This window comes from Rubellimicrobium roseum (genome assembly GCF_006152145.1).
In the GTDB taxonomy this organism is placed as follows: domain Bacteria; phylum Pseudomonadota; class Alphaproteobacteria; order Rhodobacterales; family Rhodobacteraceae; genus Rubellimicrobium; species Rubellimicrobium roseum.
In genome coordinates this window covers 17,901-43,821 of sequence record NZ_VDFV01000032.1, presented here as the reverse complement: position 1 = coordinate 43,821, position 25,921 = coordinate 17,901, and the positions used below count along the sequence as shown (strand labels likewise).

Annotated in this window: 19 protein-coding genes; 12 read left to right on the top strand and 7 right to left on the bottom strand. The window is 69.7% G+C overall.

All coding sequences use genetic code 11. The features are described 5' to 3' along the window. The first annotated feature begins 298 nt into the window (after nucleotides 1-298). The 6 genes from FHG71_RS16510 to FHG71_RS16485 all read left to right on the top strand — a co-directional run bounded on the left by FHG71_RS16510 (nucleotide 299) and on the right by FHG71_RS16485 (nucleotide 7,031). Entirely contained in the window at nucleotides 299-1,153 is an 855-nt protein-coding gene (locus tag FHG71_RS16510; RefSeq protein ID WP_139082804.1) for a helix-turn-helix transcriptional regulator, read from the top strand. A 9-nt stretch (nucleotides 1,154-1,162) separates the two neighbouring features. Further along, nucleotides 1,163-1,624: a prepilin peptidase gene (locus tag FHG71_RS16505; protein ID WP_176559464.1), complete on the top strand. Its 462-nt coding sequence runs from the start codon at nucleotides 1,163-1,165 to the stop codon at nucleotides 1,622-1,624. 259 nt (nucleotides 1,625-1,883) lie between these two features. Beyond that, nucleotides 1,884-3,719, top strand: coding sequence for a glycosyltransferase (locus FHG71_RS16500; protein ID WP_139082802.1), 1,836 nt, complete (start codon nucleotides 1,884-1,886; stop codon nucleotides 3,717-3,719). Further along, the gene (locus FHG71_RS16495; RefSeq protein ID WP_139082801.1) at nucleotides 3,716-5,068 is read left to right on the top strand and encodes a DUF3131 domain-containing protein; all 1,353 of its coding nucleotides are present in this window, start codon (nucleotides 3,716-3,718) and stop codon (nucleotides 5,066-5,068) included. The genes FHG71_RS16500 and FHG71_RS16495 overlap by 4 nt, the downstream gene beginning before the upstream one ends. Nucleotides 5,069-5,082: 14 nt before the next feature. Further along, entirely contained in the window at nucleotides 5,083-6,357 is a 1,275-nt protein-coding gene (gene opgC / locus FHG71_RS16490) for an OpgC domain-containing protein (protein ID WP_139082800.1), read from the top strand. Nucleotides 6,358-6,470: 113 nt separating this feature from the next. Then, the gene (locus FHG71_RS16485) at nucleotides 6,471-7,031 is read left to right on the top strand and encodes a family 16 glycosylhydrolase (protein WP_176559463.1); all 561 of its coding nucleotides are present in this window, start codon (nucleotides 6,471-6,473) and stop codon (nucleotides 7,029-7,031) included. A 38-nt stretch (nucleotides 7,032-7,069) separates the two neighbouring features. Here the strand turns inward: FHG71_RS16485 and FHG71_RS16480 are convergent, their stop codons facing one another. Then, a complete protein-coding gene (locus FHG71_RS16480; RefSeq protein WP_139082798.1) occupies nucleotides 7,070-8,671 on the bottom strand; it encodes a DUF3131 domain-containing protein in 1,602 nt (533 codons plus the stop codon). A gap of 64 nt (nucleotides 8,672-8,735) precedes the next feature. On the opposite strand from FHG71_RS16480, the gene FHG71_RS16475 reads away from it, so the two are divergent. After that, entirely contained in the window at nucleotides 8,736-10,127 is a 1,392-nt protein-coding gene (locus tag FHG71_RS16475) for a DUF3131 domain-containing protein (RefSeq protein ID WP_176559462.1), read from the top strand. Here FHG71_RS16475 and FHG71_RS16470 read toward each other — a convergent pair. Continuing rightward, a complete protein-coding gene (locus FHG71_RS16470; RefSeq protein ID WP_139082796.1) occupies nucleotides 10,114-10,629 on the bottom strand; it encodes a GAF domain-containing protein in 516 nt (171 codons plus the stop codon). The two genes, FHG71_RS16475 and FHG71_RS16470, sit on opposite strands and share 14 nt — an antisense overlap. A gap of 245 nt (nucleotides 10,630-10,874) precedes the next feature. Here FHG71_RS16470 and FHG71_RS16465 point away from each other — a divergent pair, with 245 nt between their 5' ends. Genes FHG71_RS16465 through FHG71_RS16455 form a run of 3 tightly spaced genes read left to right on the top strand, consistent with a single transcriptional unit; the run spans nucleotide 10,875 to nucleotide 13,585 of the window. Continuing rightward, on the top strand, nucleotides 10,875-12,833 hold the full coding sequence (locus tag FHG71_RS16465; RefSeq protein ID WP_139082795.1) for a PP2C family protein-serine/threonine phosphatase: 1,959 nt from the start codon (nucleotides 10,875-10,877) through the stop codon (nucleotides 12,831-12,833). After that, on the top strand, nucleotides 12,805-13,143 hold the full coding sequence (locus tag FHG71_RS16460; protein WP_139082794.1) for an STAS domain-containing protein: 339 nt from the start codon (nucleotides 12,805-12,807) through the stop codon (nucleotides 13,141-13,143). Before FHG71_RS16465 ends, FHG71_RS16460 begins: the two co-directional genes overlap by 29 nt. Before the next feature lie 10 nt (nucleotides 13,144-13,153). Then, nucleotides 13,154-13,585 (top strand): ATP-binding protein, encoded by a 432-nt coding sequence (locus FHG71_RS16455; protein ID WP_139082793.1) that lies wholly within the window; start codon nucleotides 13,154-13,156, stop codon nucleotides 13,583-13,585. 6 nt (nucleotides 13,586-13,591) lie between these two features. Here FHG71_RS16455 and galU read toward each other — a convergent pair whose 3' ends face one another. Then, nucleotides 13,592-14,482, bottom strand: coding sequence for a UTP--glucose-1-phosphate uridylyltransferase GalU (galU, locus tag FHG71_RS16450; protein WP_139082792.1), 891 nt, complete (start codon nucleotides 14,480-14,482; stop codon nucleotides 13,592-13,594). 207 nt (nucleotides 14,483-14,689) lie between these two features. Here galU and FHG71_RS16445 point away from each other — a divergent pair, with 207 nt between their 5' ends. Continuing rightward, nucleotides 14,690-15,277, top strand: a complete 588-nt coding sequence (locus FHG71_RS16445; protein ID WP_139082791.1) for a hypothetical protein — start codon at nucleotides 14,690-14,692, stop codon at nucleotides 15,275-15,277. Between the two features lie 231 nt (nucleotides 15,278-15,508). On the opposite strand, the gene FHG71_RS16440 is transcribed toward FHG71_RS16445, so the two are convergent. From FHG71_RS16440 to FHG71_RS16425, 4 genes are all read right to left on the bottom strand, one after another. Continuing rightward, on the bottom strand, nucleotides 15,509-17,290 hold the full coding sequence (locus tag FHG71_RS16440; protein WP_218014125.1) for a histidine kinase famiy protein: 1,782 nt from the start codon (nucleotides 17,288-17,290) through the stop codon (nucleotides 15,509-15,511). A gap of 548 nt (nucleotides 17,291-17,838) precedes the next feature. Then, nucleotides 17,839-20,322, bottom strand: a complete 2,484-nt coding sequence (locus FHG71_RS16435) for a PAS domain-containing sensor histidine kinase (protein ID WP_139082790.1) — start codon at nucleotides 20,320-20,322, stop codon at nucleotides 17,839-17,841. 681 nt (nucleotides 20,323-21,003) lie between these two features. After that, on the bottom strand, nucleotides 21,004-21,222 hold the full coding sequence (locus FHG71_RS16430; RefSeq protein WP_139082789.1) for a hypothetical protein: 219 nt from the start codon (nucleotides 21,220-21,222) through the stop codon (nucleotides 21,004-21,006). 244 nt (nucleotides 21,223-21,466) lie between these two features. Beyond that, entirely contained in the window at nucleotides 21,467-23,971 is a 2,505-nt protein-coding gene (locus FHG71_RS16425; protein ID WP_139082788.1) for a cation:proton antiporter, read from the bottom strand. A gap of 441 nt (nucleotides 23,972-24,412) precedes the next feature. On the opposite strand from FHG71_RS16425, the gene FHG71_RS16420 reads away from it, so the two are divergent. Beyond that, nucleotides 24,413-25,864 carry a DUF3131 domain-containing protein gene (locus tag FHG71_RS16420; protein ID WP_139082787.1) on the top strand — a complete coding sequence of 484 codons (1,452 nt, stop codon included), beginning with the start codon at nucleotides 24,413-24,415 and terminating at the stop codon, nucleotides 25,862-25,864. Nucleotides 25,865-25,921: the final 57 nt, after the last annotated feature.

Sequence of the window (25,921 nt, the reverse complement as noted above, 5' to 3'; positions counted from 1 at the left end):
GATGCTGCCCGCCCTTGTCATGATCACCGTTGGTCCGGTCGTTATCCGTTACATGCGATATTTCGGCGGGTAACACCGATTGGATCTGCATGGCGTTCAATTCCATGAATATTTCGCTCAATAATTCTCCCCTGAGTTGTAAATTGTGGCTACTGTAAGGAAATAGAGACATTTTCTTGACGGGATGTAGCGGTCCCGGCAGGTTGGACCCAGGGGAAGTCCGCAAGAGCCATCAGGAAACGTTTGGCGCGCCTTCGAGGGCTCGCTGCGGAGTATTCTTGCTTGGAGTGTGTGTAACATGTCGAACGCCGCCGTTGACGCGGGTCGTTTTCTGGGAAATCCGGCGGCTCCGGCCGCCAGCTTCAACTACATCGAGGCCATCGCGAAATGGTGCGAGGGTCTGCAAGGGCGCCAGCCCCTCGTGACGGCTCTCCGACAGGTGGCCATCGCGTTGGGTGCGCAGTCGGCGTGCCTGTCGCGCCACGCGCGCGCGCCCATCCGGGCCGCGCAGGTGGTGGCGTTCCAAGAGCCCGAGGTCTTCGCCTCCGGTCCGGAGGCAGGCCGGTCCTTCGCGCATTGCGTGCTGGGGGCCTATGTCGACCGGCCCCGACCGGCGTCGGTGTGGCTGTCCTCCCTGGCCGACGAGCGCAACGATCCGGCGCTGCTGGTCTTCCAGGAGAAGGCGGGAATCGCGGAAACCGTGATCATCGCCCTCGCGCTCGAGGAGAAGCGGATCGACTATCTGGAGCTTCACTTCCAGGCGGCCCTGGACGCGGCGACCATCGAGCTTCTCGACGCGGTCGCAAGCGCCCTGAGCCGGATCTGGATCACGCGGAAGCCGGGCCTCTTCGCCGAGGCGATCCTGTCGGGCCGCTCGAAGCGCGCGGTGTCCCCGGTGCAGGGACGGCTGCTTTCGACCGCGAACCCGGCGCGCCTGAGCCGGGCCGAGTTCCGCATCTGCCTGCTCCTCAGTCAGGGGCTCAATCAGGTGGGCATCTGCAACGAGCTGTCGATCAGCCCCGCGACCTATCGGACGCACCTGCGCAACGTCCTGAGAAAGACGGGCGTGTCGACGCTGCCCGAGCTGCTCTATGCGCTCCTATCGCCGGTGCGCCCGGAAGAAGATTTCGTCCCTCTGGCCCGATCGGCCTGAGCGATGCAGATGGTTCCCCTTCTGCTGGCGCTCCCGATCCTGCTCTGGATCGCCTGGACGGACGTGATGGCCCTGCGGATCCGCAACTCGGCCGTGGCGGCCGCGGTCGCGCTCTTCGTGGTGACCCTGCCCCTGGTGGGCTGGCCGGAGGCCGGATGGCGGCTCTTGGCGGCGGCGGTGGTCTTCCTGACCGGCTTCGCCCTGTTCGCGGCCCGGCTCATGGGCGGCGGGGACGTGAAGATGGGGGCGGCGTTGATGCTCTTCGTGCCCTCGGGCACGCATTCGCAGTTCGCCCTGCTCTTCTCCGCCGCCATGCTGATGGGCATCCTGGCCCTGGAGATGCTGCGCCGCCTGCCCGCCCTGCGACGGGCCGGGCCGGTGTCGCTGCGGGCCAGGGGCACCTTTCCCATGGGTCTGGCCTTCGCCCTAGGGGCCGTGCTGCACGTCCTGATGCTGGCCGCCTCGGCCTGAGGTCCGGCCCAGGCACCGGCGGCCCGTTGTCCGATCACGTCTTCGGGCCCGAACGCGTCCCGTGCGCCTTGGAGCGACGCCCGACGGAGTTCGCCGCCCTGTGCGAACATCGGCGGGAGCCCGGCGCAACGGTCATCGACGGCGCCGCCGGCGTGTCTGGCCCGGGCCCCTGCGCCGGGCCGGGTGGCATCAGCTCCGTCACCGGACTAGGTTCTGGATTCCGGCAGGCAGGCCGCGACGCTCGTCACCAGGACCGCCCATGCGCTACTACTTCGATCGGTTCGAGGACCGCATCCCCCCTGAGCCGCTGCCGTACTCTGCGGCGCGGGAGCTGCTGTACCAGTTCCTGGCCACGATCAGCCTCGTTCTCGGGGCCTGGTATCTCTGGTGGCGCTGGACCGAGAGCCTGAACCCCGAGGCGCTGTGGTTCGCCATCCCGCTGGTGCTGGCCGAGACGCTGGCATTCGTGGGGCTGATCCTCTTCACCGCGAATCTCTGGCTCACGCGCGACCCCGCCCTGCGGCCGCCCCCGGCGTCCCTGCGCGACTGCGTGGAAGGGTTCGACGCGCCCGATCGGCCCGTCGCCGTGGACGTGTTCTTCACGACCTACAACGAGGACGTGGAAATCGTGCGCCGCGGCGTGCGCGACGCCAAGGCGATGCGCTACCCCCATGCCATCGACCTGCAGATCCATGTCCTCGACGACGGCCGCCGCCCCGAGATGCGCGCCATGACTGAGGAGGAGGGCGTCGGCTACATCACCCGCGACAACAACGTGGGCTTCAAGGCCGGCAACCTGCGCAACGCCATGGAGAATAGCGCGGGCGACTTCATCATCATCTGCGACGCCGACACGCGCCCGATGCCGACCATGCTGGAGCGCTGCCTGGGTTACTTCCGTGACCCGGACGTGGCCTGGGTGCAGACGCCGCAGTGGTTCTACGACCTGCCCGAGGGCACGCCCTTGCCCGAGGCGATGGGCCGCCGCCTGGGCGGCATGGGGCGTGGGATCGGCCGTGCGGTGGAGGCGGTCTTCGGGCCCATCCGCGTGGGCGAGGACCCGTTCCTCAACGACCCCGAGATGTTCTACCAGATCATCCTGCGGCGGCGGAACTGGGCCAACGCGAGCTTCTGCTGCGGGGCGGGATCGATCCACCGGCGCGAGGCGGTGATGCAGGCGGCGCTGGGCGCCTACGCGGACGACGTGCTGCGCCGCGCGGGCGAGGACGCCGTCGCGGTGCGCAAGCTGACGCGCGAGAAGCAGCTCGGTCCCGAGGTGCAGTCGGCCCTGGTGGCCGGCGCCTTGGAGGAGCAGGAGTTCACGCCCTACAAGTTCCACGTGTCCGAGGACATTTACACCTCCATCGAGCTGCATGGCGACCCGGCCCGGCGCTGGAAGTCGGTCCTGCATCCCTGGGTCGAGTGCAGGATGCTCTCGCCCCAGGATCTGCTGAGCTGGACGGTGCAGCGCTTCAAGTACGCGGGCGGCAGCCTCGACATCCTGTTCCATGACAACCCGCTCTTCCGGGGCAGGATGTCGTTCTGGCAGCGCGTCATGTACGGCGCGACCTTCTGGTCCTACCTCGGCGCGATCTGGAACGTGGTCTTCCTGGTGGCGCCGCTCATCTACCTGCTCACCGGCATCGCCCCGGTCGCGGCCTACACGGCGGATTTCTACAAGCACATCCTGCCGTTCCTGATCCTCAACGAGCTGGCGGCCATGGTGGGGACCTGGGGCATCTCGGGCTACCGCTCGAAGCTCTGGTACATCTCGTTCTTCCCCATCAACCTGCGTGCGCTCTGGACGGTCCTCCGGGGCGAGAAGATCAAGTTCCCCGTCACTCCCAAGGTGCGCCAGTCGGGCAACTTCGCCCGCCTCGTGTGGCCGCAGATGGCGGTGGTGGGGCTGACGCTGTTGGCTCTTCTGTATGCCGTCACGTCCTATGCGCTGGGCTGGGGCGATCACACGGCTGGGGGGCTCGTCGCCAACGGCTTCTGGGCCGCCAATAACATCCTTGCCATGGGCGGCATGATCTTCGCCGCCTTCTGGAAGCCGGATGAGACCGAGGACGACCTGGAAGGAGTACCGGCATGACGACCCGCAACGGCTGGCGCAGCGCCCGGGGCCACATCGTCTTCCTCCTGGCGCTCGTGACCGCCTTCGCCATCGTCTATGCGCTGGAGCAGTGGGAGACGGGCGAGGACGCGGCGGCCTCGGCCTGGGTGGCCGATCCCGAGGCGCTGGCTCCGCCGCCGCCCTATGCGGCGCTGAGCGCCGGGCAGCGGGAGGACGCGCGCGCCGCCTGGGCCTACTTCCTGGGCAACACCCAGCCCGACACCGGGCTCGTGAACACGATCGCGGGCTATCCGGCGACCACGATGTGGGACACGGGCGGCTTCCTCCTGGCCGCCATCGCCGCCGAGCGCCTGAGCCTGCTGCCGCGCGACGAGTTCGACCGTCGCGTGGGGCAGGCGCTGGACAGCCTCGCGCGCCTGCCGCTCTATGACGGCAAGCTCCCGAACAAGTCCTACGACACGCGCACGCTCGCGATGACCGACTACGCCAACGAGCCGACCGAGACCGGGATCGGCTGGTCGGCGCTCGACATCGGGCGGCTGCTGGTGCCGCTCCATGTCCTTCTCACCCGCTACCCCGGGCAGGCCGAAGGCGTGCAGGCGGTGCTCGCCCACTGGGATCTCGGGGCGGCGGTGCAGGACGGGCGGATGGTCGGAGCCCTGCCGCTCGAGGACGGGGAGGGCCATGAACTCGTGCAGGAAGGGCGGCTGGGCTACGAGCAGTATGCCGCGCGGGGCTTCGAGCTTTTCGGCTTCGACATGGGCGAGGCCGACAGGGTCGAGGCCCAGCTCGACTGGGCCGAGGTCCATGGCGTCGAGGTGCCCGTCGACCGACGCGACCCCGAGGCGTTTGGAGCCCACAGCCATACCCTGAGCGAGCCCTACCTCCTCGCGGCGCTCGAATACGGCTGGGACACGCGCCTGCGGGACCTCGCCTGGCGCGTCTACCGGGCGCAGGAGCGGCGCTTCGAGGACACGGGCACGCTCACCGCCGTCACCGAGGACCACCTCGACCGCGCGCCCTTCTTCGTCTTCAGTTCGGTCGTCGCCAATGGCGAGCCCTGGGCGGTGCTGACCGACACCGGCGAGAACGTCGAGGCCTACCGCATCCTGAGCACCAAGGCGGCGCTGGGCTGGCATGCGCTCTACCGCACGGGCTACACGGAACGGCTGGCCGGGGCCGTGCAGGACCTGCGCACCCCGGACGGCTGGCAGGCCGGGCGCTACGAGAGCCTCGACGAGCCCGACGCGGCGCTCGCGGCCAACACCAACGCGGTCGTGCTGACGGCGCTGCACTACTGGGCCATGGGGCCTATGCTGCATCCCCGCACGGGCCGGCGGACGGACGAGGCCGCCGCAACCCCCTGAAGGAGGACCACGCCATGGATCAGGCCAGCCCCGGCATATCTGGACGTTCCGTGCCAGGGCCCGACCTGACCTCCCTCTACGGACGGCACGGCTATCCACCGACCCCCGGCGGGCGCGACCTGCGCTTCGACTTCCTGCGCGGCTTCGCCATGCTGTCGGTCGTGGCGGCGCACTTGGAGATGTTCTCGTGGTTCAACTTCCTGTTCTGGGAACGGCTGGGGATCATCTCGGCGGCCGAACTCTTCGTGGTCGCCTCGGGCCTTGTCCTCGGGCTCGTGAACCGGCGCGTCATCGACAAGGCCGGGCTTGAGGAGGCGGCGGTGCGTCTGCTGCGGCGGAGCTTCGTGCTCTGGCGCGCTCTTGTCGTCACGGTGGCCCTGATCGTCCTGATCGCGCGCCTGGGACTGATCGACATGACGGCGGTGACGACCTTCACCGATCGCTGGGCCGCCCAGACCTATTCCCTGATCCCCTCCGCGGACCTGCCCTGGAGGCGGCAGGTCGCGCTGGTCCTCACGATGCGCGCCTCGCCGCACCAGATCCAGATCCTGAGCCTCTACATCATCCTGCTGGCCTTGGCGCCGCTTCTTCTCTGGATGCTCGGGCGCCGCCTGTTCGGGGCCTACTTCGCCCTGACCTGGGTCCTTTACTTCCTGGGCAGCCTGCGGACGGAGGGCGACACCCGGCTCTTCGGGATGCAATTCGAGTACGCCTTCCCGATCCTCTACTGGCAGGTCTACTTCACGCACGCCCTTGCGGTGGGCTACTTCCGAGCCGAGATCGCGGGCTGGCTTGCGGATGCGGCCCGGCGGCGACTGGTGGTCGGGGCGGCCGTGGTCCTGGCTCTGGCTTTCTTCCTGTTCGCGCAGACCACGGCCAACAGCACCTTCCCCGCCTGGTCGCGCCTGAACCTCATCACGCCCGAGCGGTTCCAGGGCCTCTATGACGTCTACTTTCAGAAGGGCCGGCCCGGCCTGCCGCGCCTGCTGAACGTGGCCGTGTTCTTCATGGCCTTCTATGCGCTGCTGACCTACTTCTGGCAGCCCATCCACAAGGCGCTGGGCTGGCTGCTGATCCCGTTGGGCGAGGCCTCGCTCTACGTCTTCCTCATGCACCTCGTCTTCATCGTCCTCATCGACCAGATCCCCGGCTATTTCGACGTCATCCCCGACTGGCACGAGGTCTGGCCCGGTCGCATCTGGATCAACACGGCGCTCTATCTGGGCACCATCCTGGGCCTCTGGGCCTTGGTCAGGAACAAGGTGCTGTTCGAAGTGGTACCGCGCTGACCGCTGCGACTCTCTGTCTGCTGCGGGCGGGCGAGCCCGAGGAACCCGGCGGGCGGATCGTCTCGGACTGGCCTGCCGGCCAGTCCTCGTGCCTCGCCTGGTCGCCCGCGAACGTGCGTCCCGCGCCCGACGGCAGGATCGAGCTGCACCTGGGGCCTGCGCCCCCGGACGCCGACCGTCTTCGGCAAGGCGGCGAGGTGCAGTCCTGCGCGGTGGCGGCAGAGGGACTCTGGGAATGGGAGGCCCAGGCGCCGGCCCTGGTTCCAGGGGCGGTCTTTGGCCTGTTCGCCTACCGGGCCGACCACGCCGCCCAGCCCTGGCTGGAATTCGACATCGAGTTCGTGGGGCCCGACACCCGCCGGGCGCGACTCAACATACACATGCAGGCCTCTTCGGCAGCCCCCGTCACGCTGGAGGCGGCGCGGGGCGGTCCCGTCCTGGCGGAACTGGGCTTCGACGCCGCGCGGGGGCTGCACCGCTACGGCATCGCCGTGACCGGGCGGGAGGTCGTCTTCACCGCGGACGGGCGGGTGCTCGGCCGCTTCAGTCCTTCCGACATGCCCGGGCGGCTTTGGGCCGGGGGACTGCTCCGGGGCTTCGCCAACCTCTGGTGCGTGGACACTACCTTGGAGTCCTGGGCCGGGTCCTGGCGCGCGTCCGGCCAGCCACGCTGACTGCCCCGAAGGCGCTTGGGCCCGGCTGCGTCGTCGCCTCAGGGCGCCGGGATGACGGACAAGGGCAGGCGGCAGGTTCCCCCTTCGCCGTTCAGGGCCGGGCCGAGCGCCCCGGGGCGTGCCGTCCGGGGATAGAGCCGCCCGAAGCGCCGATGAGCGATGGCCTCTAGGACGAAGGCGTTCGTCAGGCTGGTACGGGTCGTCTCGTAGGCCCCGCTGCGCTCGTAGCGGCCCTCGTACCAGCCGAGCGTCGGGTCGTAGAGATCGCGGGTCAGGAGCATGAGGGTGTCCGCCAGCGGCCCGTCGAAGAAGGCGTCCAGCCCGAAGGCCGCCCGTGTCGAAACCAGCGCTAGGCTCGGCCGGGAGCCGCCGTCCGGCACGATGACGGTCCAGGGATAGCCGTTGGCCAGGATGGTGCCGTAGATGCTGAACGGCTCCTCCGAGCGACGGAAGTCGGCGCGCGCGGTCGGGATGCCTTCCTCGGCCATCCGCTGCGCCTGGAGGCCGTGGACGGCAAGCATCAGGTCGCGCGACGAGCGCCCGCCGGCCACGACCTCGTCCGAGACCGGCCCCAGCGTCAGGAAGTCGAACTCCAGTCCCATGTAGGCGGGCGGCGTGGTCATCACCGGGCCTTCGGCGGTGATGTCCTCGGCCAACGGAAAGCGCAGGCCGTCCACCTCGATCTCGAAGGGTGAAGGGCCTTCGACGGGAAGGGGAATGTCGAGCCCCCAAGCTCGGTAGCCCTGAACCGCATAGGCGTCGTAGCCGCGCGGCGTCTCGGAGGCGTAGTCGGGCCCCTCCTCGCCCGACCGGGCCAGCCGGAGCCGGCCGTCGGGGGACATGACGTCGCAGACGCTGAACCGGCCCACGGCGCTGCGGATATAGGAGGCGAACTGGGGATGCTCCTCGGCCGCGATCCTGAGCCAGACGAGCAGCCGCCCCATGTCCACCGCCGACCACCCGGCCAAGCCTTCCTGAAGGTCCTCGCCCAGCATCGCGCCCGTGGCGGTGCTATAGAACCGGTTGGGCAACGCGCCAAAGGCGAGCGGCGCGCTGTTGAGCCAGGCGACGAGGCGGGTCAGGCGCTGGTCGAGATCCCGGTCGTCGATGAGGCCGAGCCGGCGGGCCAGGACCGTCGCCGCGAGCTGGTCACCCACCGACCACATGGTGGCCACGGGCGACCCGGCCCGGAGCGGCACGAGGCCCGGCGGATTCGCAGGCGGCACAGGGGGCGGGGCCGGCGCATCGGTCCCGCCGTTCCGGCCCCCTGCGCCGCAGCAGCAGTCGCACCGCACGACCGGCGCGGGTGTCCGTGGCGGGGATGTCGACGGGGCGGCGGGCGGCCCTGCGAAATAGGCCCAGGCCGCCCGCGCCCATGCCAGCTCCTGCTCGGTCAGGGGCGGATCGAGGACCGGGCCGGTCGCGACCTCCGCCTGGGCGGGGACGAGCCGCGCCACGTCGGCGGGATCGGATGCCACGACCGCTCCGGCGCTCCACGGCCCCGAACGCGTCGCCACGGCCGACGCCGTCGGCAACTCGGCCACCGCCGGTGCCGCCGCAAGGAGAAGCCCCGTCAGGAGGACGCTTCGCCGGACTCGCCCGCCCAGGCCCGGAGGGCTTGCTTGTTCAGTCGCTGCCATGACCTATGCTCCTCGTCGGGCCGCGCGTGGTCCCATCCGGAACGGGCCTGTGGAACCTTCTGTCTTGAACAAGATCGTCTCTCCGCCGCTCGTGGCAATCGTTCTCGCGCTCGGGCCGGGTCCGGCCGCCCCGCCCCTGGCCGCCGAAGGGCACTGGCCGGACCGGCCCCTGTCCACCGTCGAGCCCGTCGCATCGCCCCGACGCGGCCCCCTGACCGAAGCCGAGATGGCGATGGCGCGCAATGCCTGGCGGTACTTCGAGGCGAACTGGCAGCCGGACACCGGCCTCACGAACGCCGTCAACGCCTTCCCCTCCACGACGCTCTGGGACACCGGGTCCTATATCGCCGCCCTCGTGTCGGTCCACGGGCTGGGAATCATCGAGGAGGACGAGGCGCGTGAGCGGCTCGACCTCCTGCTGGGCACGCTGTCGCATCTCCAGCTCTTCCGGACGGAATGCCCGAACAAGGTGTACCATACCCAGACGGCCTACCCGACCGACTACCGCAACGAGCCTGGCCAGATCGGCTGCTCGGCGCTCGACATCGCGCGGCTCATGGTCTGGCTCAAGGTGATCGAGCAGCGCTACCCCGAGTTCCAGCCGGACGTCCGCCGCACGCTGCGGCGCTGGAACTGGTGCAACCTCGTCACCGAGGCGGGCGTTCTCCAGGGCTCCGCGGTGGCCGAGGACGGCAGCACCCGCTACCTGCAGGAAGGGCGCCTGGGCTATGAGGAATACGGCGCGGCGGCCCTGGCGCTCTGGGGCTTCGGAGTCGAGGCGGCCTACGACCCCGAGCCCTACAGCACGATTTGGCTTTACGGCGTCGAGGTCCCCTATGACAGCCGCGACCCGCGCACCCTGGGGGCGCACAACTACGTCGTGACCGAAAGCTACGCCCTTCTCGGGTTGGAGTTCGGCTTCGCCGATCCGGAGGGCGCGGGCATCCCGGCCTGGATCGCCCGGGCGGCCCAGAACGTCTACGAGGCGCAGGCCCGTCGCTTCGACGCCACCGGCGTCCTGACCGCCCGCACCGAGCACCAGCTTCTGGAATCGCCCTACTTCGTCTACGACACGGTCTTCAGCGACGGCCGACCCTGGGCGACGATCACCGACACGGGCCGTTCGGTCCCCGAGCACGCCGCCGTGGCGCTCAAAGGCGCGCTCGGGCTCTGGGCGCTGTGGGACACCGCATACACCGACCGCCTCTTCGAGCACATCGCCCCGCAGTTCGATCCCGGGAAGGGCTATGTCGAAGGCATCTACGAGGACGGGCGGGGGCCCATCGCCCAGTACACGGCCAACAACAACGGCATCATGCTGGAAACGCTGTTCTTCAAGGTGAACGGCCCGATCCTCCAGCCCGTCGAGAACCCCGCCGCCTGGGTGGAGACCGCCGATTCGTCCCAGAACCGCTGCCTGCCGGGCACCGCCGAGCCCGTCGCTAGCGGGGGCTGACGCGGGGCAGGTCACCGAATTCCAGCCGGGCGATGATGCCCACCACCTCGTCCGCCAATTGCGCGAGTTCCGCCCGGTCGCCCGGCGAGAACTCCCTCGGGCGGACGTCCAGGACGCAGAGCGCACCCAGCCGTATCTCGCGCAGGTAGATGAGCGGCGCGCCGGCGTAGAAGCGCATGAACGGCTCCGCGATGACCAGCGGATGGTCGGCGAAGCGGGGATCGGCCTGCATGTCCGGAATCACGAAGACCTTATCGGTCCGGATCGTGTAGTCGCAGAAGGCGAGCGAGCGGGGCAGCTCCTCGGCGTCGCTGCCGGCGCGGCCCTTCACCACCAGCCGGTCGCGGTCCACCAGCGTGACAAAGGCGATGGGAACGTCGAACCGTTCCCGCGCGGCACGGCAGATCGCGTCGAGTTCGGGCGGGGGCGCTGCGGTCAGCAGTCCGGTGTCGAGCAGGGTCCGCAGGCGGGCGGCCTCGCGCTGGCCTTCGTCATCCGTCATCCGCGCACCCTGACCTTTCCGTTCGATCCATCCGCCTCCAGTCTGTAGCGAAATCGTCTAAGATCAGCTTAACGCGCGAAGGGGTGTGCCGGCCAGCCCGGGGCGGGTCGGCGCGGCAAACGCCCGTCGGGATGGAACCTCGGCCGCCCCCGAGCGGTTTGTCGCGACGGCACAGGGGGGCGCTTCCGGGCCGCCCTTCGACGATTGCCCCTTGATCACAGGCGAGGTTCGGGCCCCATCGCCGAATGAGCATCCGTCGGACCCTCATCACCCTGTTTCTCGCGCTTGGCGCAGCGCTCTGCCTCGCGGTCGCGGTGCAGCTCCGGTCCTCGCTGGGCGACTACCGGGAGGCGGTGGATCTTGCGCGCTCCAATCTCGCGCGCGAGCACATCAGCCGTGCCGCCTTGGCTCTCTACCAGGAGCGGACGGAAACCTACCTGGGCCTTCTCGGGGCCACCGGGGCCCCTGTTCATGCCAGGGAAAGCCGACGGCAGAGCGAGGCCGTGCTGGACGAGGCCGCTCGTGCCCTCGCGAGGCTGCGCGACAGGGATGCCCTCGCGGCCCTCGCAACGCTGCGCGACCGGGTGGCGGCGCTGCGCGGGCGGGCGGAAGCCGCCGAATCGGGCCCGGCCGGGGCCGCCGTCGCCGGCATCTTCGACGGCTACACCGCGGTGGTCAGCGATCTGCGCTCGCTTCGCCTCGTCCTGCTGGGGCGGGAGGCCGGCGCCGATCCCCAGACCAGCGGCGCCTTCCGGCTGCGCACCCATGTGGGCGTTCTGCTCGACGATCTCGCGGTCACCCGCGCCCTGATCGGCGGGCTTCTCCTGTCCGACTCCAGCGGGTCGCGGCCCAGCGCACTGGACCGGGCCTGGCGCAGCGCCAACCGTTCGGAACTGGCCGTCGAACTGCTCGAGAGCCATGCGCTGGCCGTGGACCAGCGGCTTCAGGGGCGCATCAACACGCTGACCTCGTTCTACCGCACCGCCTATCACCCGACGGAAACGCAGGTCCTGTCCCGCCTGGCCGACGGCTCCTCCACGGCATCGATCGACTCGCGCTGGAACGAGGGCGCCCGGCAGGTTGCCACCACGGCCGCCAACCTGCAGGAAACCCTGTTCGCCATCTCGCGCGACCGTCTGGACCTTCTCCGGCGCGACGCTCTGCGGATCATGATCCTCTGGGGCGGGCTGCTCCTGGCCGGCGTGGCGGCGGTCGCCGCGGGCTGGCGGGTGGTCGTCCACCAAGTCGTGGCCCCGCTGGAGCGGCTTCGAGGCGCCATGCTGGCCCTGGCCGAGGGCAACCTCGCCGCGCCGCTGCCCGAGACCGCGCGCCGGGACGAGATCGGCGTCATGGCCGACACGCTGCGCGTCTTCAAGGCCAACGCCATTCGCCGCGCCCGCCTGCAGGACGAGCGGCTCGCGCTCCACGAGCGGCTTCAGGAGACCTACCGGCTCCTGCGGCGCGATCTCGAATCGGCGGCGGCCGTGCAGGCGGCGCTCCTGCCCGCGCCGGCGCGCATCGGTGGCGTGCGCTTCCAGGGCCGGCTCAGGCCCTCGAACTTCATCTCGGGCGACACCTACGACGTGCTGCGCCAGCCTAACGGCCCGGTGCACTTCTTCGTCATCGACGTGGCGGGCCACGGCGCGGCGGCGGCGCTCGTGTCGGTGGCCTCGCATTACACGCTGACCCAGGCCATCCTGCGCCGGCGGGCGGGTGAGGGGCTGGCCGAGACGGTGGCCGGCCTCAACCGCGACTGGCCTGACCATCTGCCCTATTTCACAATGATCCTGGGCGAGCTCGACCCCGAGGCGGGGCAGGGCGCGCTGGTCCAGTCCGGCCATCCGCCGCCGCTCCTCCTGCGGCGGGGCGGCGCCGTCGAGCCCTTGGGCGAGGGGGGCCTGCCGATCGGCGTGCTGCCGGGGGCCAGCTTCGACGAGGTGCGCTTCACCTTCAGGCCCGGCGACCGGCTGCTGATCTACTCCGATGGCCTGTCCGAGGCCGAGGACCGGGAGGGGCATCCCTTCTCGGAGGAGCGGCTTCTGGAACTCGTGCGCGCGGGCGCCGGGCTCGGGCCCGAGGCGCTCCTGGGCTCGATCACCGAGGCGCTGCGCGGCTGGCGGGCTTCGGACGACCTCGACGACGACATGACACTGCTGATGCTGGAGGCGATCCAAGATGAACATGACCGAGGAGATGCGCGGTGAGGTGCTGGTGCTTCGGCTGGCCGAGGCGCGGCTGGACGCGAGCAAGGCGCCGGCCCTGCGCGAGGAGCTGATCCGGCGGGTCGAGGCGGGGCACGACCGGATCGTGCTGGACCTGTCGGCGACCGAGTTCATGGACAGCTCGGGCCTGGGCGCGCTGGTGTCGGGGCTCAAGCGGATGGGCGCGCGCGGCACGCTGGCCATCGCGGGGGCTCAGGGGGCGGTGGCGCGGCTCTTCCAGCTCACGCGGATGGATCGGGTCTTCGCCCTGCATCCTTCGACCGACGCGGCCCTGGCCCAGTTCGGCGTCTGAGGCGCGCGCCATGGGGGCCCTGCGAAGCTGGATTCTGGAGGGCGGCCTGGCCGACCTGACGCCCGTCGCGCTCGCGGTGCGGGCTCTGGCGGAGCCCGCGCTGGGCGAGGAGGGCGCCGGCGACGTGGAACTCGCGCTCGTGGAGGCGGTCACCAACGTCATCCGTCACGGCTATGGCCCCGAGGGGGGGCCCATCCGCGTCGAGGCGTCCGTAGCCCCGACCGAGCTGGTGCTCCGCCTCTTCGACTGGGGCCGCCCCATTCCCGGCGAGGCGCTGGCCGCCGCCGGGCTCAGCCGCTTCGACTTCGACCCGGCCGATCTCGACGCCCTCCCGGCGGGCGGCATGGGACTGTCGATCATCGCCGCAGTGATGGACGAAGTGAGCTACCGCAGCGACGAAGGCCAGAACGTCCTGACCCTGCTCCGCCGCCTTCGGGCGTGACGGACCTCAGGCGTCCGGCCCCCCGTCCAGCACCTCCCGGAGCCGCGCCTTCAGCGCCGGCCCGTAATCGGGATGCGCGAGGCCCATTTCCAGCGTGGCCTCCAGATACCCCATCTTGGAGCCGCAGTCGTAGCGCCGGCCCCGGTAGCGGTAGGCCTCGACGCCCGTGCCGGAGACGAGTTGGCGGATGGCGTCGGTGAGCTGGATCTCGCCCCCGCGCCCCGGCTCCTGCCGGGCAAGGATGCCCATGATCTCGGGCGTGAGGATGTAGCGCCCGACCACGGCGAGGTTGGAGGGTGCCTCGCCCTTGGGGGGCTTCTCCACCATGTCGCGGATGGCGGCCGAGCCGCCTTCGCCGGGGTCCTCGGCCGCCACGACGCCGTAGCTGCTGGCCTCCTCCTCCGGCACCGGGTTCACCGCCAGCACCGAGCGCCCTGTCGCGCGGTGGACCTCGGTCATCTGCGCGAGCACCGGCGGCTCGCCCTGCATCAGGTCGTCGGCCAAGAGCACCGCGAAGGGCTCGTCGTCGCCGATCAGCGGCGCCGCGCAGGCCACCGCATGGCCCAGGCCCAGCGCCTCGGGCTGGCGGATGTAGATGCAGGTCACCTGCGGCGGGATAATGCCGCGCAGCGCGTCCGCGACCTCGGCCTTGCCCTTGTCCCGCAGGAGCCGGTCGAGTTCGGGCGTGGCGTCGAAGTGGTCGGCGATGGCGCGCTTGGTGCGCCCCGTGACGAAGATGAGCTGCGTGACGCCGGCCGCGATCGCCTCCTCGACCGCGAACTGGATCAGGGGCTTGTCGATGACGGTCAGCATCTCCTTAGGCTGCGCCTTGGTAGCTGGCAGGAAGCGGGTCCCGAGCCCCGCCACGGGAAAGATCGCCTTGGTGACTGGCTTCATGCGCCGACCTCCTTCGTGTGATGGCGTGAACGAACTCGTCACCTGGCCCCCAGGTCCGCCCGGAGCCCACTCTCCACCGAGTATGCCGTGGAGCATGGCTCTGGCAATGGAGCACCGGAACCCGGCATGTCTCTGGCGCCAGCCCGAGCCAGGCCTAGGTCGCAGGGAACGACCCATCCCCAAGCCGGTCCGAGGATCATGCCACCCATGCCCAAGCCTTTCCCCCTTCCATGGCTCGCCCTTGCAGCGGCGCTGGCGGTTGCGCCCGCCGCGTCGCGGGCCGACGGCGAGTTCTGGGGCGTGGACGTCTCCGACAGCACCAACGGCGGCGTCCTGGCCGCGACGCGGGGCGCCTTGAACTTCGGCGCGGGCTACACCGACTACGGCGACGGCGTGAGCGCGAGCCTTTCGCTGACGCGGCGGCTCCCGTTCGATTTCGGGGTCCAGGGGCTGACCCTCACCGCGGGCCCGGCCCTGGGTTTCGGCGGCGGCGACCTGTCCGAGGTCGCGCTGGGTCTCAACCTCGGGACGTCGCGCTACATCCCCTTCGACTGGGGCGCGGTCTTCCTGCAGGCCAGCGGCGGCACGAACCGGCGCAACTTCTTCCTGCAGGCCCAACTCACCCTGTCCGACCCCGGCCTGACCTTCTCGGTCTCGCGCGGCGGGAGCCTCGACTACGACGAAACCAGCGTCGCCGTCAGCAGGTCTCTGGGCGACGGCCCGGTGAGCCTGCGCGCCGGATACCGCTTCATCGCCGAGGACATCTTCGTGGGCTTCTCGGTCAACACGTTCTGAACCGCCCGGCGTCCCTCTCCGGCCGGCCCCACCGGGTCGGCTCACGCGCGGGAAGCTGGTCCCGATGATCGTCGAACGGCGCGGGCGTTCCACCTGACAGGGCAGCGGCGCCTTGCGGGATCTGGCGAGCACCTCCGCCCGGCCGAGTTCTCGCCCATGCGTTCCGGCACCTGCGCGCCGATGGGCGTGCGGGTGACCGCAGGCCCGGAAGCGCGCAGTGGAGGGGCTTGCTCAGGCTTGCGCCGCTCCAAAGTCGGACGGGCGGCGGCGCGTCGCCCCGGATCCGCCGTGACGGATCGCCGATCGGACCCGGTCGGCGAGTTCGGAGCGCCGGTAAGGCTTGGCCAGGACATCAAGGCCCGGCCCGCGGACGCCCTGCACGAGATCCTCGTTGTAGCCTGTGGTCACCAGCACAGGCACCTGCGGCGCGTGCCGCTGGAGTTCCTCCGCCAGGGCAAGCCCATTGATCGAGCCGGGCATGATGAGGTCGGTGAAGAGGAGGTCGACCTCGTAGTTGACGCGCTGAAGAAGGGCCAGGGCCTCCTCGCCGTCGGATGCGGTCATCACGTGGTAGCCCAGCTCGGCAAGATGCTCGCGCGCGAGCGCCAGGACCTCGTCGCTGTCCTCGACGACGAGAACGACGGGCTGGGGTGCGCCTTGGGCTTCGGCAGCGGGCCTGTCCGGCTCGGACCTGCCTCGAAGCGGCTGCTCCTGGATGGCTTCGCCCACGTGGACCGGGAGGATCATCCGCACCGTGGTCCCGCGCCCGACCTCGCTGTCGATCTCGAGACGGCCGCGCGACTGCTGGAGAAAGCCATGAACCATAGCGAGCCCCAGGCCGGTCCCCTTCCCCTGTCCCTTGGTCGTGAAGAAGGGCTCCACCGCCCGGGTGACCACCGAGGGCGGCATGCCGGTTCCCTCATCCGAGACCGCCAGGACCACGTATTCCCCGGGGGGAAGCTCACGGGCCGGCGGATCGCCGTTCAGATGCACCCGCGAGGTCGCCACCGTCACGGTGCCGCCGTTGGGCATGGCGTCGCGCGCGTTGAGCACGATGTTGAGGAGCGCCGTCTCCAGATGCGTCAGGTCCACGTAGCAGGGTGGCAGCCGATGGCGCAGGTTGAGCTGGAGGTCGACGCGCGGGCCGGCCGTGGTGGCCAGGAGGTCGGCGAACCCCGTCACCGCCGCGGACAGGTCCACAGGCTTGGGATCGAGCCGCGTCTTGCGGGCGAAGGCCAGGAGCTGGCGCGTGAGCTTGGCCGCGCGCTCGGCCGCGAGCTGCGCATTCTCCAGCCGCCGACGGAGCTCGGGCGCCTCGATCTGGCCCAGGAGCCGCTCGTGGTTGCCCTGGATCGCCTGCAGGAGGTTGTTGAAATCGTGGGCCAGCCCGGCCGTGAGCTGGCCCACGGCCTCCATCTTCTGGGCCTGCCGGTACTTCTCCTCGGACTCGCGCCGCCGGGTCACGTCAAGCTGGCTGGCGAAGAAGTAGACAAGCTCCCCATCGGGGCTGGTGACCGGTCCGATGAACACGGCGTTCCAGAAGGGCGTGCCGTCCCGCTTGTAGTTCAGGATCTCCAGGCTCACCGGCTGGTGCCCCTCGACGGCCTCGCGCAGCTGGCGCACCGTGTCGCGATCCGTGCGCGGGCCCTGAAGGAAGCGGCAGTTCCGCCCCAGAACCTCGGGTTCCTCGTAACCCGTGAGATCGAGAAAGGCCTTGTTGGCAAAGACGATCGGGTTGTCGGGCAGTCGCGGATTGGTCAGGATCATGGGCATGCGCGTCATCTCGACGGCGGCGAAGAACACGCCGCCGCGGTCCGACAGGTCGTCGTCCGTGATGGTGCTCTCGCGCCAGTGCCGCCCCTGATGATGGCCGGTCAGCGTGATGGAGCCGTCCGGGAGGAGGTCACCAGCCGGCCGGCCTTCCGAGCCGCCCGCTTCGGGGCCGCCGCCCTCCTGCTCAAGCCGGTCCTCTGGGCCGCGCTCCATCGGGCGCTCCCGGTCATCGGTGGTCATAAGTAGTCCGCTCCAGAAATGCGCCTCGTCGCCCATCTGTGCCGAACCGGTCCGGTCGGCAAGGCTCGCTGTTCGTTTCCGCGCGGGCCTGCTTCTCGGGGCAGGACGGTTCCTGGCCGGAGCCCTTGCGGGATGAACCGACGGCTGGGGGCGGGAAAGACGGCAGGATCGGCGCCCTGCCTGCCGCACGAGCACGATCCGGGCATCCGGCCCTTTTCCGGTGCCGACGATTTCCGGCCCATGCACGTTCTCACGCCCATAGGGTGGGGGATGCTCCTCGTAGACAGAATCGTCGGTGCGCCTTTCGCGGTTTTTCGTTCGCCGAAGGCGCCCTCTCCGTCCCCTTGTCGAAGAAGGTGAACGCGGATGCGATGTCCGCCATGGTTGTCATCATCGCGGTCCTATGGAACGCCTCCGTCGGACGCCCGCGAAACGTGCTGCACCGGATGCACGACCGCGGAGGGCCTCGGCGACCTGGCCGGGCCGTTCCGGTGCCGAGGCCGACCGTATCGCGCCACCAAGCCGGCCTTACAGGGAAGCTGCCGGCTTTATCCCGCTCGCTCCTCGATCATCGCGCGAATGCGGAGCATCAGGGCATCCACCGAGAACGGCTTGGTCATCATGCCCATTCCGGGCTCCAGGAAGCCGCCCGCCTGCGTGGTGTTCTCGGCATAGCCGGTGATGAACAGCACCTTGAGGTCGGGGCGCGCCAGACGCGCCTGATCCGCGAGCTGCCGCCCATTGAGGCCGGGCAGGCCAACGTCGGTGACAAGAAGGTCGATGCGCTGGCGCGACTGGGCGAGCCGAAGCCCTGACGGCCCGTCCGCGGCCTCAATGGCCCGATAGCCCAGGTCCCTCAGGACCTCGACGATGAGCGCGCGCACCACGGGCTCGTCCTCCACCACGAGAACCGTCTCGCCGGCTTCCGCGCGCGGCACCGGGACGAGGCCCATCCTCTCGTCGTCGTCGCTGGCCTCTCCCCGATGACGGGGCAGGTAGAGCTTCACGGTCGTGCCTTGGCCCTCCCGGGAGATCACGCGCACGTGGCCCTCGGACTGCTTGGCGAAGCCGTAGACCATGGACAGGCCCAGCCCCGTTCCCTGCCCGATGGGCTTGGTGGTGAAGAAGGGATCGAACGCCCGCTCCAAGACCTGGGGCGACATGCCGGCCCCGGTGTCGGTGACGCTGACCGTCACATAGGAGCCGGGCCTCATGTCGTGCTGCGCCACGCAAGCCTCCTCCAGATGGAGATTGGCCGTTTCGATGGTGAGCATGCCCCCTTCCGGCATGGCATCACGGGCATTGAGGCAGAGGTTGAGGATGGCGCTCTCGAGCTGCACCGGATCGCAGAGCGTGCGCCACAGATTGCCCGCCAGCTTCATCTCCAGCGTGATCCCCGGGCCGTGCGTGCGCTGGAGCAGGTCCTCCATGCCGGCCAGCAGCCGATTGGCCTCCACGGGCTTGGGATCGAGCGGCTGGCGGCGCGAGAAGGCCAGCAGCCGATGCGTGAGAGCGGCCGCCCGCTGGGCGGAGGTCATCGCCGCGCCGATGTAGCGCTCGAGGTCCGCCGTCCGGCCCTGCCGCAGGCGGTTGCCCATGAGGTCGAGCGAGCCCGTGATCCCGGTCAGCAGGTTGTTGAAGTCGTGCGCGAGGCCGCCCGTGAGCTGGCCTACGGCCTCCATCTTCTGGCTCTGGCGCAGGGCCTCCTCGGCGTGGGCGCGCTCGGCGAGCGCCTGGGCCACGCGCATCTCCAGGGTCTCGTTCAGCTCGCGCAGCTCGGCCTCGCGGACCCGTCGATCGGTGATGTCGGTGTGGATGCCCACCCACTCGCGCACCTCGCCCATATCATCGCGGGCGGGAATGGCCCGGACAGAGAACAGGCGCCACACGCCGTCCTGGCGGCGGACCCGGTGTTCGTAGAAGAAGGGGCGCCGCTCCGCGACAGCGGCGCGCCATGCCTCGACCGTGGGGTGAACGTCGTCGGGATGAACCGCGCCGGTCCAGCCATAGCCCTGGTACTCGTCGAACGACTGCCCGGTCAGAGCGGCCCAGCCCGGCTGGTCACCCACCATCTGGCCCGTGTCGTCATTGGTCCAGAGCCGTCCCTGCATGGCCTCGACGGCGGCGCGGAAGCGCGCCTCGCTGAGCCGGAGCGCCTTCTCCGCTTCCTTGCGCGCCGTGATGTCGAGGACAAACTCCACCACCTCGTCGCCGACCCGCCGCGCCGCGAAGAGCCCCCACCAGCGCGAGCCGTCCTTGCGATAGTACTGCTTCTCGTAAGGCGTGGTCTCGCCGAGCGTGGTCACCTCGCCGACGGCCTTCCAGGACGCCTCATGGAACTCCGGGGGAGTCAGCTCCTGCCACGTCTTGCCCAGCGCCTCTTCCCGCGTGAACCCGGTCATGCGCAGAAAGGCCTCGTTCATGTCGGTCAGGCCGAAGCCTTCGCCCCAGAACATCACGCCCACGGTCCTGATCGTCAGGACGTTGCGCAACCGCTCCTCGCTGCGCCTCACGGCGTCCTGCGCCTGGTGCTCCGCCGTGATGTCCCGCGAAACGGCCAGGAGCTTTTCGGGGCGTCCGTCGGGCCCGTGGATCGGGGTGACGACCACGTCCCACCAGCGAGGCGTGCCCTTGGCCGTGAGGGCGTGGCCTCGGAAGCGGGCTTCGTGGCCCGACCTGGCGGAGGCCAGCGCGGCCTCGGCCGTCTCCCGGTCCTCGCCCGTCCAGAGATCCACGAAGGACCGGCCCCGGAGGGTCTCGAAGTCGTCGAGCTCCATGACCGTGTGTCCGCCCGGGCTCATGAACTGGAGCCGAGCCTCGAGGTCGAGCACCTTGATGCAGTCGCTGGAGGCCGCGAGGATGCGGTCATTGATCTCGGCGCCGGCCCGGAGCTCCTCCTTGAAGCGGTCGAGACTCTCATCGGCATCAGGCCCATGCGCGGCCAGGCCGGCCCGAAGGCGGGTGTTCTCGGCCTCGAGGGCTGCGATGCGGCGCTCAAGTCGCTCCAGTCGATCGACATGCTGAGTGGTCAAGGGCGCGTCTCCTCGCGTGGCCTCAATCCTGGGCAGGGCTGCGCCTTAGGCAATTCCGGGGCCTGCGTCGACGGTTTTGGACGCCGGAACGGGGGGCTGCGGCACGCGGACGCGGCCGGTCGGCCATGCCTCGCAGGATGGCGGCGTCCATGTCCGGGTCCGGAAGGCAAGCGGACACCGTTGGCGAGATCAGGACGATCTATCGAGCGCGCCGAGGCAGGCCGCTCCGGCCCGGGCGCGAAGGCCCGATCCGGTCGATGCCGCGCGCTGGCGGGCCGCGGCGAGATGCCCGGCGCTGGTATGGGCCGCCTCAGCCATGTGCTTGGCCAAGCCCCTGTCGGCGAGTGCGGCCGCATCGCCTCGGCAGGCCTAGCCGCGCGGACGTTGGCCGGCACCGTGTCGGCGTGCAGCACCGACCGTGGCGCTCCGGCATCGCAGCTGTTGATGACGTGGGACATCCATGGCCTGACAGGGGCCGATGGACGCCGACGCTCGATCCGACAAGACCTGCGCCCCGCCCCAGCCGCCCGGGCGTGAGCGGAAGGTCATCCGCTCCGCAATTGCGCCGTCCGGCCTGTTCCGCGTTCCCTGCGCGATAGGGCAGGCCGGATGGGGCTCCGCGCCTTCGGAATCTCAGCTCCGGACCGAGAGGAAGCCCGAGGCCGGCTTCGGACGCCACCGTCAGCCGAGCCGAATGATCTCGCTGAACTTGCGATCGATCCTGGTCCGGACGTCGGACGCCTCCTCGGCCGAAAGGTGGACGGCGGCATGGCACCGCCGGCATTCGTAGCCACCGGTGGCCTCGACCTCCTGAAGGCCGATCCGGTTTGCCTCGCCGCAGACCGGGCAGGGCTGCTCGACCATGATGCGTTTCAGGTCCGGAAGGGGGCGCAGCGACATGTCGATCCTGCTCCTTGTTGCGGCATCCGAGTTCAGCCAACGCTTCTACGATCAGGAGTCATAGCCGGAACACGACCATGGCGGAAAGGGTCATGGCGGACGGGAGCATCCTGGAGCCTTGGCCGCGCCTGCGGGGATCGGCTGACCTTTCCCCGGCGGACATCCCGATGCGCTCCGGAGCAAGGTGATCCCATGGTGAAGCTAGGAGATCAGAAGAAGCTTCCTCAGCCGGCAGGACGCGACTTCATGCCGGAAGCCGTGGCCTCCGCGGGCCGCCCAAGACCTGCCGCTCGACCGCCGTGCGCTCCACGTGCTCGCGCAGGGAAGGAATGGCTTGCATGAGTTCCCGGAAGCGCCCCTCATCGAGGCAGAACAGATTCGCGTAACTGATCGCCCGGACCTCCGAACGGCGTGGACGCCGCCCCAGGACGGCCATCTCCCCGAACATCTCTCCTCGACCGAGGCGGAGCTTGCGATGTCCCATATCCACCTCCACCGCGCCGGACGCGATGAAGTAGACGGATTCCGGGGGGTCACCCCGACGGATGAGCACGTCGCCGGGCGCGGCGAAGACCGTCACCAGGGCCTCGGCCACCCTGTCGACCGCGGCCTGGTCCGCATCGTGGAACAGGGCTGACGTGCGAAGGATCTCGCGATTCTTCATGGCCAGGTCGAGGGGCAGGCGCTGGTCCTCCTTCCGCCGCTCGGCCGACAGGCTGCGCATCAGGCTCCGGTGCAGCTCGGGCCCGATGAGGCGGTCCTCGTAAAGGCGCTGGTATTCGAGCTCCTCGCGGCGCAGCGCCGTCTTTCGGATGAACCGGCGCTCCAGTTCCTCGGCATAGCCGGGATACTGAAGCCGCAGGGCGTCCAGGGCCTGCTCGACCTGCTCCTCCCGGCGCGAGACGATCTCGTGGATCAGCTCCGACACCCGCTCGCCGTGAATGGGACGGACGCGCTGATCCGTGAACCCGTGGAGCTCGCGAAGGATGATGCGGGTGGTGACCAGCAGCTGGAACCGCTGCGCCATCTGGCGCTGAAGGGGCCCCGTCACCCCCAGGCGCCGCTGGAGAAGGTGGGCCAGGCGGAAGGAGGACGGATAGGCCAGGGCGCGGGCGGCGGATCGGTTGTACTCGCTGCGACCGCCTGCGCGGGTCCGATCGATCAGGCGGCTGGCGTCGGCCAGCATCCGGTCGACCAGGCGCAGGGAGATCAGGCGCTCGCGGAACTGCTCCAGCACGATGTCGTGCTCCCGGCCCGCGAGCGTCAGCAGGCCCAGGGTGATGCGGTCACGATCCAGGATGTCGCTTCCATCCTCGGCCCGCCGGATCGCAGCCTCGAGCCGCTCGCCGAACCGCTTGGCTTCCGCGCGCACGTTCGGCTGGGCCAGCCCGTAGGATTTGGCCGTCTCCGCCACGCCCTCGCGCACGTTCTGGAGCGCGATGGCGATCACGTGGTTGCGCAGGGCCGCATCCAGGGGACTCAGGCGATCGAGCCCGAGCCTGCGGATGACCCGGCGCAGGGTCGTTCCCTGCACCAGCAGGGTGAACAGCACGAAGCCCGTGGCCAGAACGGCGACGAAGCGCTTGTCGTCCGCCGGAAGGAACGGGTTCTCGGTGACCGACAGGGCCAGCGCGAGCGTCACCGATCCGCGCAGCCCGCCCCACATGATCACGAGCTTGTAGGGCCCGCTGACGCTGGGGCTGAGCCTGGCATAGGTCAGGAGCGGCAGGACGCCGAACAGGACGATCGCGCGCGCGGCCAGGGCCGCCACGACCACCACCGCGATAAGGCCGATCTCGAGAAGCGTCACTTCGCCCAAGAGGCGGGGCACCAGAAGGGCCGCCAGGGTGAAGACGAGGGTTCCGGCCCAGAAGGCGAGCTGGTCCCAGGTGGCCGTCAGGTAGTCCCAGTCCTCGGGGCGCAGCCGCGCCGGCCCCATCAGGTTGAGCGTGAGCCCGCCGAACACCACCGCGATGACGCCGGAGACGCCGATGATCTGCTCGGCCAGGATGTAGATGACGTAAGGGATGGCCAGCGAGATCGACATCTCGGCTAGGCGGTACTCCCGCACGATGCCAAGCAGGAACAGGCCCGCGCGCGTGGCGAGATAGCCGAACGCGCATCCTCCGGCCAGCGTGAGGAGGAAGTTGCCGATGACGGCCAGCACTCCGACCTGGGTCTGGTGGGTGGCCAGGCCGACGAAGACCGAGAAGAGCGCGATGGCTGTGGCGTCGTTCAGCAGGCTCTCGCCCTCGATCAGCCGTCCCAGGCGGCCCGGCGCGCTGATGTCGCGAAAGATGCTGACCACGGCGGACGGGTCGGTGGTCGCGACGATGGAGGCCACGATCAGGCAGACGATCAGCGGCTGCACCCCGAAGGGAGCCAAGGCCAGGCCGATCACGAAGGTGGCGATGACCACGGCTAGGATGGCCAGGACGAAGATCGGTACCCAGTCGTCGAGCAGGCGGCGCACTTCGAGCGTCAGCGCTGTCTGGAAGAGAAGCGTGGGCAGGAAGACGTAAAGGAACACCTCCGACCCGATCGGCAGGTCGAGGATGGCCAGCGCCAGATCGTTGAAGGCGTTGGTGAGGGGGGTCCGGAGCAGGAAGGTCGCACCGGCCCCGAGAACGATCCCCACCACGGCCAGGACCACGGTGAGAGGCAGCCTGAGCCGGTTGGCCAGCGGCTGCATCAGGCCGATGATGGTGAGGAACACCGCAAGGACCAGGAGGAAGACGATAAGGCTCATGCCCCCGGGCCTAGTCCTTTCATCCGGTTCGGATCAAGGTGGGCCTGAGCCGGATCGCCGGCGCCTCTACGTATCGCCGCGCCCCAGGCCGCGAGCCACGCTCCGTCCCCACCCTCACCTGCACGAGCACGAACCTGTGGCCGGGCGTCCGCCTCACCGGCCCTCTCCAGTCCCAGGATCACGACCTCGTCGCCGTGCCGACGAGACCGGCCGCAGGGCGAACGAAGTGCGGTCGGCCGGGCAGGCCGCGAGGCGATGGAGGTCGAGCCGCCCGGCGCTGCTCGTCGCGGTCGCATCGAACCTTCGCCATAGTTTCTCCTTGATGCACAATCATATCGCTTTCACTGAAATAAGCCAGGCGAGGCATGTTCCGAGCCCCGACCTCGGCCCCAAGACTCCTGTCCGGCCAAGGCCCCCGACCTCAGTGAAAGGATCTGCTCAATGATCAAGACCGCATCCGCCGCACTGCTGGCCGTGGGCCTGACCGCGACTCTGGCGTCTCCGGCCGCGGCCGCCGACGAGCCCTGGCCGGAGCGCCCGCTGGCCACCTCGACCCCGATCGCCTCGCCGCGTCACGGCCCGCTGACCGAGGAGGAGTTGGCGATGGCCCGCCAGGCGTGGCGGTACTTCGAGGTCAACTGGCAGCCGGACACCGGCCTGGCGAACTCCGTTATGGGCTATCCCGTGGCCACGCTCTGGGACACGGCGTCCTACCTCGCGGCGATCGTGGCCGCCTCCGAGTTCGAGATCATCACCATGCAGGAGGCGGACGAGCGTCTTGAGCTCCTGCTGACCACTTTGGCCCATCTTGAGCTCTACCGGCAGGACTGCCCGAACAAGGCCTACGACACCCGCACGGCCTTTCCGACGGACTACAACAACAATCCCGGCGAGATCGGGTGCTCCGCTCTCGACATGGGGCGGCTCATGGTCTGGCTGAAGATCGTGGAGCAGCGCCACCACGAGTTCGAGCCGCTGGTCCGCCGCACGCTTCGGCGTTGGAACTGGTGCGGCATCATGGGCGAGCCGGGCGTCATGCGCGGGGCCACGGTCGCCGAGGACGGGACCACCGTCTACCTCCAGGAAGGCCGGCTCGGCTACGAGGAGTATGCGGCCAGCGGCTTCGCCCTCTGGGGCTTCGGGGTCGATGACGCCCTCAAGCCCGAGCCCTTCGAGACGACATGGCTTCATGGCGTCGAGGTGCCCCATGACAGCCGCGACCTGAGCGACTACGGCGCCCACAACTCCGTCGTGACCGAAGGCTACGCCCTCTACGGCATGGAGTTCGGCTGGAGCGAACTGGACGGCGACACCCTGTCCGCCTGGGTCGGGCGCGCTGCGCAGAACATCTACGAGGTGCAGCACCGGCGCCATCAGGCCACGGGCATCCTGACGGCGCGGAGCGAGCATCAGCTCCTCGACGACCCGTACTTCGTCTACGACAGCATCTTCAGCAATGACGAGCCCTGGGCCACCATCACGGAGGATGGTCGATCGGTGCCGGCGCACGCCGCCGTCTCGCTCAAGGGAGCCCTCGGTCTCTGGGCGCTCTGGGACACCCCCTATACGGACGAGCTCTTCGACGCGATCGCCACCCAGTTCGAGCCCGAGTTCGGCTTTCACGAGGGACTCTACGAGGACGGCCGCGGTCCCATCCTCCAGCAGACCGCGAACAACAACGGCATCATCCTCGAAACGTTGCTCTTCAAGGTCGAAGGCCCGCTGCTGAGGCCCGAGAGCGACCCGGCGGGCTGGCTTCGGACCAGCGACTCGGCCCTGAACCGCTGCCTGCCCGGAGCACCTCCGACCCCCTGGACGCCCGCCGACCAGCTCGGCATGGCGAACCCCGATCGGGTCTACGGAACCTGCGACGCTGGTGTCGAAGCGGATTGAACGTGACCGGGCGCTGAGAGGCGAGGCGCCGGCTCCGCGCCTGAACAAGGCGCGGCC